Below are 20,503 nucleotides of genomic sequence, written 5' to 3'. Positions count from 1 at the left end.
TTTGACACTATGGTAACAGTTGGGCCGAGCAATGGCGCCCCAAACCCATTGCTACACCGCCGCGGCTGTGGAGAATGAGCTCATTGATTTCAGGAGCCCGTCCCATGAGTAATAACTACCTGCTAAACCTGTACGAAAAAGCCTTAAAACTGCCGGCCGGGCGCAAGATTTTCTCTATGGTATTCAGCCGAAAAGCCCCTTACTTCGCGACCATCACCCCGACCATCGCTGAACTGCGCCCTAATTTCTGCAAGGTCACATTCAAGAAGCGTAAAGGGGTGGAAAACCACATCCAAACCGTTCACGTCATCGCTATCTGCAATGCGATGGAGTGCGCCATGGGCGCCATGGCGGAAGCCTCTGTACCCAAGCATTTACGGTGGATTCCCAAAGGCATGGACGTGACCTACACCGCCAAAGCCACCACCGACATCACCGCCACCGCCGAAGCCAACCCGGAAGACTGGAAACCCGGCAACCTGCCTGTCACGGTTAAAGCCACACGGGACGATGGCACCGTAGTGGTAGAAGGCACCATTAATCTGTGGATCAGTGAAAAATCACAGAAGTAAAACCGCCCAGAGAACCGCTGAATACAGCGCAGGAAAAAGAGAAAACCCCGATAGTCATGGTACAACCAGGCCGGCAAACGCATCACCTGCCTGACACAACATCAGGTTTAGGGCGGGCCGCCTAACGCTTAATGGGCAGGCACGCCCTTCAGCATAAACGCCGCCGACGCCCTCGCGGATTCTTGAATCAAATCCTGCTGTTTTAACCCACTGCGTTTAAGCGGTTTAAAATCATGATCCCCAACCGGCAGCCAGTGCATGTGCACCTGCTCTGGCAAACCATAACCTGCCACCTCATCCGGCTTACCAAAGGGGTCCCGCTCGCCCTGGCAAATCAACATAGGCACCGCCAGATCTGGCAGATGGGCAATCCGTGTTTTCTCGGGTTTGCCAACCGGATGAAAAGGATACCCCAGCGCAACCACGCCATCGATATCCGCACCCTCGGCTGCCAGCATAGAAGCCATTCGCCCCCCCATGGACTTGCCACCGATCCACAGTGGTAGTGATTCATTAACCGCACCACACAACTCACCGGCCAAGGAGTGTGCTTGCTCAACGCGCGCGGCAAAAGCGCTCAGCAGTTTGGGTGCTCGGTCCGGTGGAAATTGGCGCTGTTCGTAGCGCCGCCGTTGCATATACGGGAATTCAAAACGCAGCACGGCCACGGACTGTGAAGCCAACGCCGCAGCCATAGCATTCATAAAATCACTGTCCATGGCGGCCCCAGCCCCATGTGCCAGCAGCAGCAATGCTAGCGGCTCCTGCGCCGCGTCATACAAACAACCCGTGCCCAACCACTCACTCATAAGCAGGCCTTACCGTCATAGCGCAGCCTGCAACGCACGTAACTGGCTTCGTAGGGCATCAGCGAACACCACCTGAAATACATCCAGCGGTGGAGCGTTAATCACGGCAGCTACCACCGGCGCAGGCTGACTCACCGCCCAACAACCGATTACCGACTGTTGGGTTTGCATCAGGAAACGAATTGCTTGATCCCCCTCCAAACCAAATTCATTCTCTAACCGTCCGGCTAAATGGACAAACTGGGCCAATAAGGCCTGCTTGAACTCCCGTGCCTGGGGTTCATCCAAATTGTGCTCCAACACGGTATGCAGAATAGAGGTTAAGCGGCAAAATAAAGGCCGCCCGATTAACAACTCACTGATTGCCGCCCACAGCGGCTCCCCCTGAGCTAATGGCGCCACCACCATATCATCCAGCTCATTTAGATAGAGCGCCAAAAAAAGGGCTTCTTTGGAGGGGAAATACCGGTATAGCGCAGCTTTGGTAACACCGGACTGGCGAGCAATCGCCGCCAAACTAATGGCGTCGAACCGTTGTTCAGCAAAGAACATCGCCGCCGCCTCAAGAATTTGTGCACGCCGCTCCGCTTTCTGTTCCGGGGAGCGGGCACGTTGAAAGGGACAAGAATTCACGCCTGTAACAATCCAGCCAGTCGGTGCTTAATCATACGGCGTGCGAGCTTGCCGAGCCAGACCATCAGCACGTTGCTTAACCGGGGAAGCATGATGGTGCGATAGCGCCCGGCCAACGCCTTACTAACCCCGCATCGGTTCGCATGGTATACGCCTTGAAGAGCAAGGAATGAGCCGCTCTGGAACGCCGTAATAGACGCCACATTGATGAGGAAAACACCCCTCCCTGCCGACTTCCACACCTTGATTAACCGCATTCAATTGCGGCACCAACCGCCAAGTCAAATCCATCAACACAGTCACCGTTACCTGAACCATATCGAGCAGTACTACAGCGCCGGCTCGCAAAATTTACCAATCGCTGAAATACGCCTTTTGACTAAACCCATCGGAAAATAAAGAACCCTAGCCAACTAAACCGTGCCCCACAGGCTCAACTGCCCATGGGGCCCCGGCGGCACAAACCCACTGGTATCCAGCGACAGCGATTCGCGCGCGGCCAGCCCAGCACTGCGACAGGCGGAATCAAAACGCTGACGGAGTAAGTGTGACCAAGCACCTTGCCCACTCTGACGGTGATGCCAACGGCTATCGTAAATCGCTCCGCCGTGTAGATCCCGCATCACGGACATGACCTTATCCGCACGGTCTGGATAGTGCTCCTCTAGCCATTGCTGCCACAACGGCCCCACTTCGTGGGGCAAGCGCAGCACCACATAGCTCGCCTGCTGGGCACCGGCCATGGCCACCTGATGAACAATATCTTCCAGTTCGTGATCATTAATAAAAGGAATCACCGGCGCCACCAATACCGTCACCGGTACGCCGGCTCGGCTCAGTTCGCGCACCACTTTAAGTCGTTCCTTTCCCCCGCTGGCGCGAGGCTCCAGCTGGCCCTTAAGGCGGTTATCCAACGTGGTAACCGAGACAGCGACGCAAGCACGCCCTGCCCGCGCCATGGGCGCAATCAAGTCTAAATCTCGCAGCACTAAGGTGCTTTTGGTAATCAGGCTGAAAGGGTGCTGACAATCCACCAGCACCTGCATCAACTCGCGCGTAATGCGTCGCTCACGCTCAATGGGCTGGTAAGGGTCGGTCACGGTACCCAGTACAATCGGCCGGCAACGGTAGCTTGCTTTACGCAAACTATCGCGCAGCACTTCGGGGGCATTGTCCTTACAGAAAATTTCGCTCTCAAAATCCTGGCCGGGGGATAGGTCCACATAGGCATGATTGGGACGCGCATAGCAGTAGATGCAACCGTGCTCACACCCCCGATAAGGGTTGATACTCTGCTCAAAAGGCAGGTCCGGGCTGCGGTTGGTCATGATAATGCTGCTGGCTTTCTCACGGTGATAGCGAGTGGGCCGATTCACAGGCGGACTATTAGATTCAGAATGACTGACGGCAAAACGCCCTGGTCGCTGGCTGAGGGTTCCCCTATTCATTGCACGCATACACTTCACCTCTGCATGTACTGTCTTTTTGTACAGTATATGCAGAGGCCTACCAACTCAAGTGCAATCCGTGCGTTCCTCGACAAAAGGCCTACAAACTGCGCAACTTACGCAGCTCGCGCACACCCACCGCCAGCGTCATAAAGTCGTAGGGGCCTTCCGCTTGCAGGCTTTGCAAGCGATTTACGCCAAAGGCTACTTTTTGGCGCGACTTCTCCTCCCAAGCAGCAAATCTTGCCGCCGCTGTCTCGCCTGCGCACTCCAGTACTTTAGCGGCCACTTGCCGATGCAAACGGTAAGAGTCTTCTCGTAGATTAGCCCGGGCCAAGGCTTGCCAGCGATCCTGAACAGACAGATCGATAATCGATGACAATAGCCACAAAATATGCAGTTTATCGCCGACGAAGAAGTACACTTGCGCTGCCAGTTTCAACGGCACCTGAGCCTGAGAGGCAAGCTCTACAATATCCAGAGCACAGCCTAGCACCATGGTATTGGCTAGCATTTTCGCTTCTTTCTCGGGAACGCCATCGTCTTTCATGCCCTCCACAGCCTGATCCCATTCCTGCCGGTAACTGCCCGGCAGCACCTCGGGCAACATACTTTCCAGTTCAGCAATGGCCTGCCGGTAACGGGCCACAGCTTCCGCCACCGGACGGCGCCCCCACTTGTAATGAATCAGCCAAGTGGTCACGTGCTTCATCAGCCCGATTACGCGACCATAAAGCCGTAATTGCACCTGACTATCCACCCGCCCATCCAGCTCATCCACCGGCGCCCAATAAAGGTCCCCGTCAAAAACGGCATGAGCCATGACATAGGCCTTCACCAGCCGATGCAATGACAAACCATGCTCATCTGCGTAACGATGAACAAAAGCAAAGCCCACGCGATTAACCACTGCATTAGCCAGCACGGTGGCGATCAACTCCCGGCGCAAACCGTGATTAAGAAGATCATCACCAAACGACTCCACCAGTTCCCGCGGGAAGTAATGCAGCACATCTTGATCAAAAAAGGCATCGTCAGGCACATCCGATGCTAGCAAGGCATCGAACAAGGCATTCTTCGTATAGGACAACAGCACCGACAGCTCCGGGCGAGTCAGCCCTTTACCTCGGGTACGGCGCTCACTTAACCCTTCATCATCTGGCAAAAATTCCACCGCACGCACCAGCATCACCTGGCGCTCTAGTGTCCGCAGATGGTTAGCATGTTCATCCAGCCGCGACGCAGCGTTATATTCCAACAGGCTGAGCGCCAAGCTTTGCACGTAATTGTCACGCAATACGGCATCGGCTACATCGTCGGTCATGCGCACCAGTAAAGGGTCGCGGGTATCCCGATCCAGGCGCCCATCGCGCAGACGCTGGTTCAATGGAATCTTGATATTCACTTCCCGATCCGAGCTGTGCACGCCGGCGGAATTATCGATGGCGTCGGTATTAATGCGGCCACCTTTGAGAGCAAACTCAATACGGCCCAGCTGCGTGAGCCCCAGGTTGCCACCCTCACCCACAACCTGGCAGCGTAGATCCTTGCCGTTTATACGAATGGCATCGTTGGCTCTGTCGCCCACTTGGCCATGGCTTTCATTACTACCCTTCACATAAGTGCCGATACCGCCATTCCAGAGCAGCTCCACCGGCGCCTTGAGAATCGCCGTAATCAATTCCGCAGGCGTCAGCGTGCGCTCAGTAATCCCCAACGCCTCGCAAGCCCGCTCACTGAGCTCAATACTCTTGGCACGGCGCGACCAGACGCCCCCCCCTTCAGACATAGCCTCGCGATCGAAGTCATCCCAAGTGGCACCTTTGGTTGTAAACAGGCGTTGTCGTTCGACAAAAGTAGCGGCCGGGTCCGGGCTTGGGTCGATGAAAATATGCAGGTGATTGAACGCGGCAACTAGCTGAATCTGGTCTGATAGCAACATACCGTTGCCGAACACGTCCCCACCCATGTCACCAATGCCAACCACAGTGAAAGGCTCAGCCTGAATATCCTTGCCCTGTTCGCGAAAGTGGCGTTTTACGCTTTCCCAGGCACCGCGAGCAGTAATACCCATTTGCTTGTGGTCGTAACCCGCACTGCCACCTGAAGCAAACGCATCGCCCAGCCAGAAACCGTAATCGTCAGCCAGGCCATTGGCGATATCCGAGAACGTCGCAGTGCCTTTATCTGCGGCCACCACCAAATAGGGGTCATCTACGTCATGACGAACCACCTGATCCGGCGCCACGATCGTATCGCCCTCGCGGTTGTCGGTGATATCCAGAAGCCCGCGAATGAAATCTTTGTAACAGGCGATGCCTTGCTGCTGCCACGCCTCCCGGTCACTGGGCGTGCCGCCTTTCACTACAAAGCCACCCTTGGCACCCACCGGCACGATAATAGCGTTCTTAACCATCTGAGCTTTGACTAGGCCCAGCACTTCGGTGCGGAAATCCTCACGGCGGTCGGACCAACGCAGGCCGCCACGGGCCACAGGCCCACCACGCAAATGAATACCTTCCATGGTGGGCGAATAGACAAAGGTTTCGTACATAGGCAGCGGTGGCGGCAACTCGGAAACTTTCGTTGGGTCGAGCTTGAGGCTGACATAAGATTTGTCGTTGCCTCCTGCCGTTCGCTGATAGAAGTTAGTACGCAGCCCTGCTCTCACCACGCTCAAAAACGCCCGCAATACTCGGTCTGCATCCAGTGAAGCTACGCTGTCCAGTTCTTGGGCCAAGCTCTGTGACAGTTTCACTCCTTCATGCTCACGGCGACTATCGCTTAACTGCGGGTCAAAACGGTTCTCAAAAAGCTGCACCAATAAATGGGCAATGCGTGCATGTTCCGCCAGTAACTCCTCCATGTAATTTTGAGAGAAGGGTAATCCTGTTTGAATCAGGTATTTTGTCAGCGTACGCAAACACACCACTTGGCGGGCATTTAGCCCTGCCAGCAACACCAGTCGATTAAGACCGTCATTTTCGGTATCGCCATTCCAACATTGCAGAAAAGCCTGTTCGAAATAACGTTTCTGTTGCACCGGCCCCAAACAGCAGTCCCCGTTGACTTGCACATCAAAAACCTGAATCCAGCGGGGCTCACCGCCGCGAGGAGTCACCTGGGTGGGGTTCTGGCGCACGACTCGCAGGCCAAAATTCTCCAGCGCCGGCAGCACAGCGGATAACTCAATGGGATTATTCAAACTGTACAGGCGCAAACTGGTTGGACACGCCGCACCATCCGCATCGGAAACAGTCAAACAGGGCAACACAGGCTGGTCCGCTCTCAGCTGAATCAAGTACTGCAAGTCTGCGGCAGCTTCCACAGCGCTGTAGGCTTCCCGATAACTTAAAGGAAAGGCTTCTCTATACTGCAACGCCAACGTAGCACCGTCACCGGCCCGGGGGCCCATCTCCTCGCACTCGTCATTCTGGTCACTGGTTTTGCGTAACACTTCCCCTAGCTGATCAGACCAAGAGCGGGTGATCTCGATCAACCGCTCCTCTACCTGGTTATCGTTCATTGCCAGCTGCATACCCTGGGGGATGCGAACAATACAATGAATCCGAGCCAGCCCTTCACGGAGAAAATCCACCGTACGTTCCACCGAGCGGCCATTACACAATGTCATCAGCTCAGCCGTCACCTTGTCGCGCAGTTCCGGGGAATAACGCTCGCGGCTTAGGTAAATCATGCAGGAATAAAAACGTCCGTAACGGTCTCGACGCACGAAAACCCGCAAATGGTGACGATCACGCAGGGCACGAATACCCATGCAAATGTCATACAGCTCTTGCTCGCTACACTGAAATAATTCATCACGGGGCAGTTGGTAAATAATGTCGCGCAGGTGCTTGCCGGAGTGCGAGCGACCTGGCAAACGAGAACGCTCCAGCACGTAATTCACCTTGCGGCGAATCAATGGAATATCCCGGGGCCGGTTGATATAGGCATCAAGGGAAAGCAAACCGATATAGCGGTCGGTGCCTTCAACGCAACCGTCTGCAGCCAAACGTTTTACCGAAACCACATCCATGTAGTGAGGATGATGAATATGCGAACGCACATTGGCTTTGGTGACAACCACTAGGCGACCATGGCGGATGTATTTGGCCATTTCTTCATTCGGTGCAATAAATTCATCCGCATTGGCATAGGGGCTATTCGGGCGGGCCAGACCAAGCCCTGCAGCATTATCCAGGTGCAACTGGATGCCCCCCTCCATATCTTTTGCTTCAGAGCGGGCATAACCAAGAAAGGTAAAGTGCTCTTCAGACAACCATTCAATAAACTCTTTTGCTTCCTGTAGCTCCTGTTGGTCTCGATTAGGATAACTGGCCGATAAATTAGCCTGGGTCGCGCTAAGGTTATTGAGCATGGGCTCGAAATCTTCCACCACCACACGCAAGTCATCGAGCACACGTTCAAGAATAGCCTGCAAGTTGGCGTAATCCTTATCCTCGCCCAGCGGTTCGAATTCCACATAGATCATGGATTCAGCGGGCTGCTCACCGTCACCGACACCAACCACCTGGGTGAGATGCCCATGGGCATCGCGGCGCATCTGAATCACCGGATGCACAGTCCAGTCAATAGCCGTACCCGCATCACGCACGGCCATAGCTACGGAATCCACCAAGAACGGCACATCATCGGTAACAGTGCGTAGTGCAGCAAGCCCACCGGGGTGGCAAGGGGGTTTCAAGTGGATAAGGGTTTCGCCGGGGTGGCGTTGGAGTGTCATCAACCAGTGCTGCTGGGCGATTTGAAAAAGCGCCTCAGGGGAGCGAGCGGTCAGTGCAGCAAGGCTGCTCATTTCATAATAGGCAGTGAGAAAACTGCGAAAAAGAGACTGTTGATCAGCGCCGATGTGAGCCGTCACCAGCCCTTCCAGCTGGGCCTGCAATAGCGCTTCGCGTTGAGCGACCTCATACTGCATCAAAACCTCCGGCGTCCTTATACTACGAAACGTATCGAGTAAAACCGAAGCACGTGGCCAACCACGACCTTCAAGCTCTCCTAGGCCCGCCGGGCACACGCACAGGCCTTTTCGCTCACTCTATACCCCCGGTAGCAATGAATGCCAGCCTGGCTTTTCATGTCGTAGAACCACGCTCAAGCTCTCCGCTCATTCTTTAAGGAATGCCAATCTGAGAGCGCCGTCATACTCGACAAACGCCCCGGCCTAATTAAACGAAACGGCGTGGCCGCCCGCTAATAGCGGCCACAGGGGCAGACGGCAAGGCCTAAAAGACCCTAGAAGAAAGGAGGAGAAAAGAGGCGAGAAACTACTGCATCGATTCCTGCTGCACTAACACCCATGGCGGCAGCACCACGGTCCACAGAGCTTTGTCTTCGGCGAACCAGGCTTGTGCCTGCTCATCGCTCACCTTGTCAACCTGCGTCTTGTCACGCCACAGAGCAATCAGTTCTGCCTGATCTTCTGAAAATGCCAGCGCGACCTCAATCAGATCTAACTCTGGCGCCACATAGATCGTCTGGCCACGGGCAAAGAAGGGCTGCAGCTCTTTCCAGCTAGCTTTTGCGGTTTCGTGGTTGAGTTTAGCTTTGAGGATTTCCCGCTGTTCTACTTGCTCAGACATGACCGACTCCTGCAATGAAGCGATGCATTATCGAGGTTCTGCTGCGGGCAATCAAAGGGAGAAAAAAAGACGCCCGCCATTTGGGGGTGGCGGACGTAAGCTGTACCGGGTCGAAATCGAACATCCGTGTTCCATCGCGTCCTTGCGAGATCCACTTTAGGCAAATCAGCCAACGCTAATAAGGTAAAAAAACGCCAATCCCTGTAAGCTTTTCGCCATATAACGCAAAGGGCAGGTATTTCTGCCCAACACAGCCTGCGTTACCACTCGATAGTTCGACTTGCCTCCGGTACTGCCCGGTTTCGGCGATCGAACAGAGCAAACTGAGCCCCCTTGTCATCAAATGACACCACCGAAAACGCATTGTTGCTGAAAACCTCCCCCGGCACGCTGACATGCCCTAAGGGCCGTCCCCAACCGCTATACAGCAACCCCGGCACCCGAATCATTGGACGATACCAACGAAACGCGAATAGCGCGGTGGGCCAAAACAACCCCGAACAGGTCCAACTGTGCACCTTCTTGCCCCCATTCAAGGTCAGGCTAGCGTACAGAGAGGCATGCACATCACCGCTGAGCACCACCAGTTTTTGGCTCGCGCTTTTTGCCATGGCCGACAACAAGCGCTGGCGCTGATGACGAAAGCCTTCCCAGGCATCCTTACCCTGAAAGGGACGGCGTTGTTCAGGAAACATAACAACGGAGGTCACCAAAACCTTGATGCGATCAGGATCACGATCCAGCCATTCGACAAACGCCTGCTCCTGCACCTCGCTGATCATCTTGCGCTGCCAGGGCCAGCGGCTTAGAACCCGCTCGGTACGCACATCCATCACAAAGAAATCCGCCGGGCCACGGGAAAAGGTATACCAGAATTTATCGGGATCGCGGTCCAAATAGGTGCCGGCCTGATTCAAGGGAGCAGCCGGAGAATGGGACGCTTGGTAAATCTGATAGGCCTTGATCGCAGCCGGATACTTGTTGGTCCACCGATCGGCATCCGCCTTGGCTGGCCAGTTATTCTCGATTTCATGATCATCAAGGATCATGTAGCTATTGGTTTCCCTTAGCAGTTTCGCCAAATGTGGCTGAGAAAAACTGGTCCGATAGAGAGAATCGAAATCATCAGGGGTGGTAGCGGCACCAATGCTATACAGGGCATCGGCATAGACCTGATCGCCACCGAAGAGCACAAAATCCAGATTGTGTTGCTCCGCCTGGGCCGACATTTCTGCAAAAATTTTGTCCGCGCGATCATCCTGAATAATGCCATCCAGCCCTACAAACCGGTAACAACAGGAACCGAACAGGAAGGTAGTCTGATTCGCCGTTGGCTGATGGGTAGAAAAGCGCCCCGTATCCACACCATGCCAATCCAACGGTGTCTGTTCTTCCGAGCGCACCCAACCTGCCTGATATTGATAGCAGGCCCCCGGTTTTAGCTTATTGATTACCACGACCCCGGACCCGTCAAAATTACCATTGAGGCGGAATCGTCGGGGTTCAGACCAACGTTCTTCGCCCAGCTCACGCCAACGCACCCGCCCCCACATGAATTTGTTCCCGGCTCCTAGCTCTCCTTTGGGCAATGCCCCGAAAAGACGCACATGAGACTCCCCGGACTCACCGGTAATAGGGCCAACCGAAAAACGGTTTACTATTGCTACCATGGGTTATTCTCCCGCTGCATTGAGCCCCCCGGCTCACGCTGCTAGCATCACTGAAAAGAGGTGAGATCCCCCCTTCATCCACTGATGGATATAGACACTTTGTTCAACGACTCGAAAGCCACCCTGTTGTTGCTTGTCGCTTTTTTATCAGTCTGTCTGTCCACACTGGCATCCGCCAATGGACCGGACACCCAGATTATTGGCGAACAACAAGAGCACCTACACCCTTATAAGGGCCTGTATTCCTTTTGTACGCCTGCGGATCAATCACCAGACATTACTGACATTCTTCAACGCCCAGACCTACCATGGCAACCTACCGGTGCCGGCGTACCGAATTTAGGCTTTATCAGGGATCATTGCTGGTTCCGTTTCTCAGTTCGCAACCTTAATCAGTTCCATAGTGCCTGGCAGCTGGAAATCGACTACGCCATGCTCGGCGAAATCGATGTTTACCAAATTGATGCCGGCGGTAATCTGGTTGCCCATTTCCAGGCAGGCATGGACCGTGACTTTTCAGTGCGCCCAGGCACCGCCCCCAAGCCAGCCTTCCCGCTTACCCTACCGGCCGGCACCGACAGCGACATCCTGCTCAAAGTTTCCTCTGCACACAGCATTCAGTTACCGCTGGAGTTGATGACGCAAGAAAACTACAACGCCTCCACGCAAACACAAAGCATAGTGCAAGGCATTTTCTTCGGCGGCATGCTGGTGATGATTCTTTATAACCTGTCGCTGTTCTTTTCCATCCGCGAAAAAGTCTACCTGCTATATGTATGCTGGTCCGCCGTTGTCACCCTGTTCATGGCAGTCCTGCATGGCTATGCCCAGCGTTATTTGTGGCCGCACTCTATCCTGATCAGCCAGTACATCATTCATTACCTGCTACCCTTAGTGGCACTGCTACCGCCTCTGCTTGCCCTGCATTTTTTATCATTACAGGAAAAATCCCCTCGCCTTGCCGTGTGGCTGCGGATCTTGATCGGCATAGGCACGATACTATTTCTAGCGACCCCCTTTACCAGCCGCACTTTCCTAATACCGATTTCCGCTAGTGCTATTTTGCTGATGGATTTCAGCATTTTTCTCGTCGGCCTAATTCGCACCCGAGCCGGCGATCCGGACGCGCGTATTTTCACCCTGGCTTGGTTCTGCTTTATTGTCGGTGCGGCGACTATTGCGCTGAATAAATATGGCCTAATCCCGCGCAACATACTGACCGAAAACCTAATGCAAATCGGTGTTTTCTTGGAGGTCGTGCTGCTTTCACTGGCCTTAGCCCGGCGCATCAATCGCTTGAAAGAGGCCCACTCCAACTCCGTTCGCGACCGCGCCATCGCAGAAATGGAAGCGTTTAAGGCTGGGGCCAGAAACCACGCTAAAAGTGAATTTCTAGCGACGATGAGTCATGAAATTCGTACCCCCATGAACGGAATTATGGGCATGACTGATCTGTTGCGTCGCACCGACATGACCCAACAACAGGAGCAATATGTCGGCACCATCTACCAATCGACCCAGTCGCTGCTAAGAGTCATCAACGACATTCTTGATTACTCTAAAATTGAGTCCGGCAAACTCGAACTGGACTACCGCTCTATCGCGTTAGAAAACATCGTCGATGACTGTGTTCGCTTGTTTGCACTGCACTCCAGTGAAAAGGGCCTACCGCTCTATATCCACATTGATAGCCGCGTCCCTGAGCGCATCAAAACCGACCCCATTCGCCTCAAGCAAATCATTACTAATCTGCTCAGCAATGCCTTCAAGTGCACCGATCGGGGCCACATTGCCCTGCATGTAAACTTGAAACAACCCCCCAATAACAAGGGGGTATGCATGCTGATGATCGAAGTAGTCGATACAGGGATAGGTTTGGATGAAGGGCAGCAATCATCGCTGTTCCAAGCATTTACGGACCTGTCAGCCAAAACTAAACACAATGGTGCCGGCCTTGGGCTGGTAATCTGCAAACGGTTGATCGAACTACTAGGCGGGGAAATTGGTGTCTCCAGCTCCCTAGGCCGCGGCGCCACGTTCTGGATATCACTGCCCGTAGAGGTGGAAACTAATCAAAGAAAACCGGTTTTGGAAAATCGCAAGGCCGTCATTATTTCTAGTTCCGCACCACAACTACTCAGCCTGTCTCAGATGCTTAGCCGCTGGGGGGCTAAAACGTTGGAATATCGCAACGTCGCTGCGGCGCTGAACCCTGCCAACCCTAGCCAAGCCGTGGATTATCTTATCGCTGAATTGCCGGTCCTAGAAAACCCGCAAAACGTTGAGCAACTTCGTGCCCAATTCGATAACCCCGCGCTGATATTGCTGCACCCTACAGGTCAGCCTCTCAGTGACAATCTACCGGAAAATCTGCTGCTGATAGAAACGCCGTTTTCCTGCCAGGCACTCAAACGAAGCCTGCTAACTGGTCCCGACGAAAACAGGGCCTTTACAGAAAAACGCGCGCCCTTAATCTGCCTGGACCAAGCCAATATACTCAAAGTAATCGTGGCGGAAGACAATGCGGTGAACCAGCTGGTGATCGACAGCATTCTCAAATCACTGGGTATTCATGCCACCCTGGTTAGTGATGGAGAGCAAGCCCTCGAGCTGGTGCGCAACCGGCCAAATCACTGGGATATCATATTCATGGATTGTGAAATGCCCATCATGGATGGCTATCAAGCCAGCCGGGAAATTCGAGCACTCGAAGCCGAACATGAAGCACAGCCCCATTGCTGGATCATCGCCCTGTCAGCCCATGCCACCGGGGACTATGTGCAAAAAGCCCGTGATGCCGGGGTAGACGATTACCTCAGTAAACCGGTTTCCCAGCAACAGGTGCGTGACGCCCTAAAACGCGGGCAGGTCCCCAAGGGCACCCGCTAATTGCCATACCTGCCTGAGAGACGAAAAGCTAACCACAAGCGGTTCTCTCAGGCACGGTGATTCCCCCCACGCACACGAAACATACCTGCGATTGCCTGCCTTAAATGCCCACCGGCGCCCCTGTTCCCAGGGCCCAGGTTTCACCGCGAATATCACAGGATGAAAAACCCCGGCAGCACCCGTATCATAGGCCACCCATTTTTTGGAAATTGATGCCGTTCCCATGAGTGACACTCCCCGCAAGATACTGGTCACCAGTGCCCTTCCCTACGCCAATGGCCCTATTCATCTCGGCCATTTGCTGGAATACATTCAAACGGACATCTGGGTTCGCTTCCAGAAACTCCGTGGCCAGCAATGCATCTATGTGTGTGCTGACGACGCCCATGGCACCGCCATCATGCTCAAGGCCGAGGAAAACGGCGTCACCCCGGAACAGCAAATCGCCCAGGTGAAAGCCGACCACGAGCGTGATTTCGCCGATTTCCAAGTAAGCTTCGACAACTACTACAGCACCCACAGCCCCGAAAACCGGGCGCTGTCGGAAATGGTATTCCAGCGCAACAAAGATGCGGGCTACATTCTGGAAAAAACCATCACCCAGCTGTATGACCCGCAGAAAGGCATGTTCCTGGCCGATCGCTTCGTTAAGGGCACCTGCCCCAAATGCAAAAGCGAAGACCAGTACGGCGATAACTGCGAAGTGTGCGGCGCCACCTATACCCCTGCGGAGCTGATTGAGCCCTATTCTTCCGTCAGTGGCGCCACCCCGGTGGAAAAAGAAACCACCCAACTGTTCTTCGACCTGCCCAAGTTCGAAGCCCTGCTGCGCGAGTGGACCCGCTCCGGCGCCCTGCAGGAACAGGTCGCCAACAAACTGCAGGAATGGATTGAAGACCTGCAGCCCTGGGATATTTCCCGTGAAGCGCCTTACTTCGGCTTCGAGATCCCCGGCTACCCGGGCAAGTATTTCTATGTGTGGCTCGATGCCCCCATTGGCTACATGGCCAGCTTCCAGAATTACTGCGACCGTGAAGGGCTCAGCTTCGACGATTACTGGGGCAAAGAATCCACCGCCGAGCTGTACCACTTTATCGGCAAGGACATCATCAATTTCCACGGTTTGTTCTGGCCCGCCATGCTAGACGGCGCCGGCTTGCGCAAGCCCACTGCCATCTACAGCCACGGCTTCGTCACCGTGAACGGCGCCAAGATGTCCAAGTCCCGTGGCACCTTTATCAAGGCCCGCACCTATCTGGATCACCTGAGCCCGGAATACCTGCGTTACTATTTCGCCGCCAAGCTCTCCAGCCGCGTGGACGATTTCGACCTGAACCTGGAAGACTTTGCCCAGCGAGTGAATTCCGACCTGGTGGGCAAACTGGTCAATATCGCCAGCCGAACCGGCAACTTCGTCAAGAAGTTCGGCGGCACACTCAGCACCGAGCTAGACAACATGATGCTGGTGCGCGAAGTGCAGGAAGCAGGCCCGCGCATTGCCGATTTCTACGAGAAGCGCGAATTCGGCAAAGCCATGCGTGAAATTATGGCCCTGGCCGATCACGCCAACGTCTACATCGCCGACAAGGCTCCCTGGAGCCTCTCTAAGGAAGAAGGCAAAGAGCAGGAAGTGTTGGCTATATGCAGCACCGCCATTAACGTCTTCCGGCTGCTGGTGATCTACCTGAAACCGGTTTTGCCCGCGTTGGCCGAACGCGCCGAAGCCTTCATGCAGGTGGAGCCGCTCACCTGGGCGGATTCGGAGCAACTGTTACTCGGCCATGAGATTGCCAAGTTCAAGCCTCTGCTCAGCCGTGTGGATATGGCACAGGTAGAATCCATGCTCGAAGATTCCAAAGAAAGCACACCGGCCCCCGCTGCCGCCAAGCCTAAAAAGGCCGCCACGCAAAAAGCAGACGCAGGCGACAATGACGAAACCATCAGCATCGATGATTTCCTCAAGGTGAAATTGCGCGTGGCCCGCGTGGCCAAGGCCGCGCACGTAGACGGTGCCGACAAGTTGTTGCAGCTAACGCTGGACGTAGGCGAGCTGGGTGAACGCAATGTGTTTGCCGGCATCAAGGCCCGTTACGCACCGGAGGAGCTGGAAGGCAAGCTGGTCGTATTGGTGGCCAACCTGGCACCACGGAAAATGAAATTCGGCATTTCCGAAGGCATGGTGCTGGCCGCCGGCCCCGGCGGAGATGATATTCATATTCTCAGCCCCGACAGCGGCGCCGAACCCGGCATGGAAGTGCGTTAAATAGACGTGCGCTAATTGGCGACATAAAAAAACCGGCCACCGCCGGTTTTTTTATGTCTATCTAAAATCAAATCACCGCAGAATGTTGGGCAGAGTGTCGGGTTACGGCTGCGCCTAACACGACCTACCAGTGCACGCGGGGAATATCGTGTAAGTAGGTCGAATTAGCCTGAAAGGCGTAATCCGGCATTAAGCTTCAAACTCAATTCAACGTCGCCAAGTGCTCCCGCAGCGTCGCCTCATTTTCAATGGTAATCCGCCCGTAACCCAGCGTAATCAGCCCCTGTGCCTCAAAGTTTTTTAGCGTCCGGTGCACACCCTGGCGGGTCATGCCCATCATATTGGCAATGTGTTCGCGGGTCAGGCGCACCGTCACCGGTCCGCCCTCCGGCTTGCCGCCACGCTGCATTTGCGACAGAAACAACAGACGCTGCCCTATTCGCGCCTGGGTGCCACGCAAGGCGTCTTCTTCAATCATGGAAATGGCAGACCACAGGCGTTGGCTAATCAGATCCAGCACCACCGGATAGCTTTGCGGGTAACGTTGCAGCAAGTCACGGAAATAAGGGCCCGGCACCTCCACCAGCACGGCGGCCTCCTGTGCCGTGGCCCCATAGACGCGCCCAGCCCCCGGGGAAAACACCGCGTCGCCAAACCAGGTGCCGCGGTCAAATATAATTAACACCGCTTCCTGGCCCTGTGCATTCACTGAACTAATCCGCACCTGGCCCTCGGCAATCACACACAGATTGGACTGAGGTTCGCCCTTTTCATAAATCGGCTGATGGGCTTGAAACGCCCGCACACGTGCATGCCGCGCCGCTTCATGCAGCGCCTCGTCCGGGAAACCCGCCAATAAGGGGCAGTGCCGCAGCACCGTATACGCATCCGTCATGGCCCAATTGTAAACCAGTTGACAGTTTTCCCCCTAACCCCCGGCCTACACTCGAGGGAGTAAAAAACAGACCACATCATAAGGGGCACACCCCAAGATAAGCCCTACATAACGGGAGAGCGCTACATGAACAGCCAGGTCACTCTTAACCCAGCTACCATCCCCTCCAAAAAAAGCGCCGTCAGCGCCGAAGAATGGCAGCTGCGCGTGGATCTCGCCGCCGCCTACCGGCTCATTGCCCTGCACGGCTGGGATGATCTTATCTTTACCCACCTATCCGCCCGCCTACCCGGCGACGAGCACCATTTCCTGATCAACCCCTACGGCATGATGTTCGACGAGATCACCGCATCCAGCCTGGTGCGGGTAGATCAGGAAGGAAACAAGCTCGACGACAGCGATTACGACATCAACCCGGCCGGTTTTACCATCCACAGCGCTATCCATGCAGTGCGCGATGATGCTGCCTGCGTCATGCACACCCACACCACCGCTGGCGTCGCCGTATCCGCCCAGCAGGAAGGGTTGCTGGCCCTATCGCAACAAAGCCTGTTTCCGCTGGCCAGCCTCGCCTACCACGACTACGAAGGCGTAGCCCTGCGCGACGATGAGAAAGCCCGCCTGCAAGCCGACTTGGGCGACGCCAACTTCATGATCCTGCGTAACCATGGCCTGCTCACCGTGGGCAGCACCATCGCCGATACCTTTCTGAGCATGTTCATCTTGCAGCGGGCCTGTGAAATCCAGGTGCAAGCCCTGTCTGGCAACCGCCCGCTGACCCCGATCCCCGCCGGCATCGTCGACACCATCAAGCAACAGGCGGCACAGGTCACCAAGGGCATGGGCGGCAACCTGGCGTGGCCCGGCCTGCTGCGCAAGCTGGATCGCAACAACCCCGGTTATGCAGAATAAGGAGCGCACCGTGGATGACATGACCGCACCCCGCGCCGACTTTACTCACATGAAGGAGGGCACCGGCGAGGACTGGCAGATCATTGCCAAATCCTTCGGTGAATTCAGCAAAGGCCTGCCCGATCGCATCATCACTCACCTGCGCCTGCTGGAAGGCGACTTCGGCGGCTTCAAGATCGACCGCTTCCAGCACTGCCTGCAAACCGCCACCTTGGCCCATCGCGACGGCAAAGATGACGAATATGTGGTCTGCGCATTGCTGCACGACATCGGCGATACTCTCGGCACCTTCAACCACGCGGACGTGGCCGCCGTGCTGTTAGAGCCTTTCGTCAGCGAGGCCAACCACTGGATGGTGAAACACCACGCCATCTTCCAAGGCTACTATTTCTTCCACTACCTGGGCATGAATCGCGACATGCGCGAGAACTTCAAAGATCACCCGCACTATCGGCAAACCCTGGAGTTCGTCAGCAAATACGATTCGCCGGCATTCGACCCGGAGGGAGAAACCCTGCCACTGGATTACTTTGAACCCATGCTGCGCAAGGTTTTTGCCGAGCCGCGCAAGTCACTCTATAAAGAAGCCATGGCGGAGCAAGGCTAGCCAGAACCTAACCACCCTCTTTGCCGTTTACCCCACCGTTTAACGGCAAAGAGGGATATCTTCACGAAACACCAACCAAACAAACCTTTCTTCAGGAAAACATACCCTTACCCGTTATTTACTCTAATCACCGTGCATCACCTCTGCGCCTGTCCCCCTTCAGGCCAAAAAAATCCGCATGTTCTATCCTCGTTCTTTCTTGCCATTGCCAGCAGTACGCTATAACCCCAATGTATACAGATAATTAAATGTCTTTTTAGAGGTGCGAAATGGCGCGGTCACTAGAGGCACTTTGGGAAAAAGTTCACGCCCAAAAAAGTCGGATTCCCTCTCTCTATGGTGATATTGATTTCGATGTCACACCGGAGCGCTTTACCGATGACATCAAAACCCGCAGCGCCTTGCCGGAATCTTTTTCTCGCAAATACCGCGCCGGCATTCTTGCGGACAAAGAAAAAGTCGAACGGGCACGGGCCTACACCCTGCTCGGCGACACCGTGTCTGATGCTTATGCCGCGTTGATGCCGCAATACGGGTTTCGCCACCTGATCACCATGCTCAAAAAAGCCTGCGATGAAGGGCTGGAAGCCGTGGATGATGCACCCCAGGAATTAACCGATTTTATCTCTGCCATGGAATCCACCCCGCACTGGGTAGACATGGACCTTGTCCGTGAAGGGGCGCGCCTGAGCCGCAATCAAATGGCCAACTTGGCGCCCTACGTGATTCGCGGTGCCTTTGTGGCCACCTTCATGAACAAATACTCCGGCCTGCCCATGGCCATCACCGGCACCTTAGCCAACGAATCGGTAAACCAGCGCATCAACGAAACCGCCAGCTTCTTCACCACCGCCACCCTCCCCGGCTCACTGGAACGGTTCGGCCCCGGCTTCAAAGCCGCGGCCATGGTCCGTCTGATGCATTCCATGGTGCGCTTCAACATCATCAAACGCGCCACCATCGACAAGGGCGGCCCTTGGGACCCGGCGGTATATGGCATTCCTATTCCCCAAGTAGACCAAATGCCCGCCGGCACCATGCCCGCCTACCTCACGGCCTTCAGAGCACTGCGTAAAGGCCGTAAACAGTTCACCGCCAACGAGCGAGCCATTGTCGAACTGTCACGCTACCAGTGCTTTTTACTTGGCTTGCCCGAAGAACTGCTGCCCGCCGAAGCACCAGAGATCATCAACACCATGCTCACCTACTCCGGCACCCTGCGCGAAGGCTACGATGACGAAACCTGCGGCGAACTCACCCGCGCCACCATGTCCGTTTACCGAGGCAAAAACAAAAAACTTCTCAGCAAAGCGCACAACCTGGTTGAGCGCAGCTTTTCTAAAGTCTTCTTCACCCAGGCCTTTCTGGGCCGTAAAGACAAATCAAAAGCGCAAGAAATGGGCGTGGAACCCCACCTGATCGACTATGCCCTGTTTACTGTGGGCAACCTGCTAGTACTCCCCCGCCTCATCACCTACCGAACCCTGCAAGACATACCGGTAGCCAACAAGATAGCGGATAAAATACTGGTAAAGAGAATCAAGGAATTACTGGTGGAATACGGCCACGCGGAATACACCACCGACGCCAATCAGTACGCCCCAACAACACAGGAAATCACATAAAAAAGCGCGGCCTGAAAGCTGCGCAGGTGCCGGGTTACGGCTACGCCTAACTCGGCCTACACATTCTCAACAGGCCGTAATTCACCCAAGGGCTCAGAGAGCCAGAAAGGCGNCCCCCCATTTTTAACCGCCCGAATGAGTAGAGGGTTAACCTGCTTTTAGCCGTTGGGCCGGAGGCACTCCGCCGATAGCCGAGTTAGGCCGCTCGTTATTGTATTGCCACAGCCACTGAGTGGCTAATAGCTGGGCATGCGCAACGCTGGTGAACTCGTGGAGATCAAGCCATTCGTGCCTGGCCGTCCGGTTAAATCGTTCAATGTAAGCGTTCTGGGTCGGCTTGCCGGGCTGGATATAGATCAGGGTTATCCGCTTCTCTGTTGCCCATTCCACCAGTGCTTGCGATATGTACTCCGGGCCGTTATCACAGCGAAGGGCGGCGGGCTTGCCCCGCCACTCGATGATCTGATCCAGAGCCCGTATCACCCGTGCTGATGGTAGCGACAAGTCGACCTCGATGCCCAACCCTTCGCGGTTGTAGTCGTCGATTACGTTGAACGTTCGCAACGATTTGCCA

At 55.0% G+C, this 20,503-nt stretch carries 14 protein-coding genes; 6 read left to right on the top strand and 8 right to left on the bottom strand.

Features of this window, described 5'->3' with window-relative positions; all coding sequences use genetic code 11:
• The first annotated feature begins 104 nt into the window (after positions 1 to 104).
• Positions 105 to 572: a hotdog fold domain-containing protein gene (locus Y017_RS08145; RefSeq protein WP_011588871.1), complete on the top strand. Its 468-nt coding sequence runs from the start codon at positions 105 to 107 to the stop codon at positions 570 to 572.
• A gap of 128 nt (positions 573 to 700) precedes the next feature.
• Here Y017_RS08145 and Y017_RS08140 read toward each other — a convergent pair whose 3' ends face one another.
• The 6 genes from Y017_RS08140 to Y017_RS08110 all read right to left on the bottom strand — a co-directional run bounded on the left by Y017_RS08140 (position 701) and on the right by Y017_RS08110 (position 10,738).
• Positions 701 to 1,381: an alpha/beta family hydrolase gene (locus Y017_RS08140; RefSeq protein WP_035460259.1), complete on the bottom strand. Its 681-nt coding sequence runs from the start codon at positions 1,379 to 1,381 to the stop codon at positions 701 to 703.
• Between the two features lie 15 nt (positions 1,382 to 1,396).
• Entirely contained in the window at positions 1,397 to 2,014 is a 618-nt protein-coding gene (locus tag Y017_RS08135) for a TetR/AcrR family transcriptional regulator (protein WP_035460256.1), read from the bottom strand.
• Between the two features lie 413 nt (positions 2,015 to 2,427).
• The gene (locus Y017_RS08125) at positions 2,428 to 3,471 is read right to left on the bottom strand and encodes a PA0069 family radical SAM protein (RefSeq protein WP_035460254.1); all 1,044 of its coding nucleotides are present in this window, start codon (positions 3,469 to 3,471) and stop codon (positions 2,428 to 2,430) included.
• A 91-nt stretch (positions 3,472 to 3,562) separates the two neighbouring features.
• Positions 3,563 to 8,404: an NAD-glutamate dehydrogenase gene (locus tag Y017_RS08120; RefSeq protein WP_035460252.1), complete on the bottom strand. Its 4,842-nt coding sequence runs from the start codon at positions 8,402 to 8,404 to the stop codon at positions 3,563 to 3,565.
• Positions 8,405 to 8,753: 349 nt separating this feature from the next.
• Entirely contained in the window at positions 8,754 to 9,068 is a 315-nt protein-coding gene (locus Y017_RS08115) for a DUF2288 domain-containing protein (protein WP_011588877.1), read from the bottom strand.
• Positions 9,069 to 9,328: 260 nt separating this feature from the next.
• Positions 9,329 to 10,738, bottom strand: coding sequence for an alkaline phosphatase D family protein (locus tag Y017_RS08110; RefSeq protein WP_011588878.1), 1,410 nt, complete (start codon positions 10,736 to 10,738; stop codon positions 9,329 to 9,331).
• 84 nt (positions 10,739 to 10,822) lie between these two features.
• Here Y017_RS08110 and Y017_RS08105 point away from each other — a divergent pair, with 84 nt between their 5' ends.
• Together Y017_RS08105 and metG are read left to right on the top strand one after the other, a co-directional pair.
• On the top strand, positions 10,823 to 13,627 hold the full coding sequence (locus Y017_RS08105) for a hybrid sensor histidine kinase/response regulator (protein WP_231483454.1): 2,805 nt from the start codon (positions 10,823 to 10,825) through the stop codon (positions 13,625 to 13,627).
• Positions 13,628 to 13,850: 223 nt separating this feature from the next.
• Positions 13,851 to 15,890 carry a methionine--tRNA ligase gene (gene metG, locus Y017_RS08100; RefSeq protein ID WP_035460249.1) on the top strand — a complete coding sequence of 680 codons (2,040 nt, stop codon included), beginning with the start codon at positions 13,851 to 13,853 and terminating at the stop codon, positions 15,888 to 15,890.
• Positions 15,891 to 16,092: 202 nt separating this feature from the next.
• Here the strand turns inward: metG and Y017_RS08095 are convergent, their stop codons facing one another.
• On the bottom strand, positions 16,093 to 16,785 hold the full coding sequence (locus Y017_RS08095) for a Crp/Fnr family transcriptional regulator (protein ID WP_035460245.1): 693 nt from the start codon (positions 16,783 to 16,785) through the stop codon (positions 16,093 to 16,095).
• A 126-nt stretch (positions 16,786 to 16,911) separates the two neighbouring features.
• Between Y017_RS08095 and Y017_RS08090 the strand changes: the two genes are divergently transcribed.
• The 3 genes from Y017_RS08090 to Y017_RS08080 all read left to right on the top strand — a co-directional run bounded on the left by Y017_RS08090 (position 16,912) and on the right by Y017_RS08080 (position 19,929).
• Positions 16,912 to 17,697, top strand: coding sequence for a class II aldolase/adducin family protein (locus Y017_RS08090; RefSeq protein WP_011588882.1), 786 nt, complete (start codon positions 16,912 to 16,914; stop codon positions 17,695 to 17,697).
• Between the two features lie 19 nt (positions 17,698 to 17,716).
• Positions 17,717 to 18,304, top strand: a complete 588-nt coding sequence (locus Y017_RS08085; RefSeq protein ID WP_062810732.1) for an HD domain-containing protein — start codon at positions 17,717 to 17,719, stop codon at positions 18,302 to 18,304.
• A gap of 269 nt (positions 18,305 to 18,573) precedes the next feature.
• On the top strand, positions 18,574 to 19,929 hold the full coding sequence (locus tag Y017_RS08080) for an oxygenase MpaB family protein (RefSeq protein ID WP_035460233.1): 1,356 nt from the start codon (positions 18,574 to 18,576) through the stop codon (positions 19,927 to 19,929).
• 147 nt (positions 19,930 to 20,076) lie between these two features.
• On the opposite strand, the gene Y017_RS08075 is transcribed toward Y017_RS08080, so the two are convergent.
• The coding region (locus Y017_RS08075) for an IS3 family transposase (protein WP_035460230.1) at positions 20,077 to 20,503 on the bottom strand (427 nt) is incomplete at its 5' end.

The organism is Alcanivorax sp. 97CO-5 (assembly GCF_000524665.1).
GTDB lineage: Bacteria > Pseudomonadota > Gammaproteobacteria > Pseudomonadales > Alcanivoracaceae > Alcanivorax > Alcanivorax borkumensis.
The sequence above is the reverse complement of the archived record's forward strand: the minus strand, read 5'-3'. Positions and strand labels throughout refer to the sequence as shown.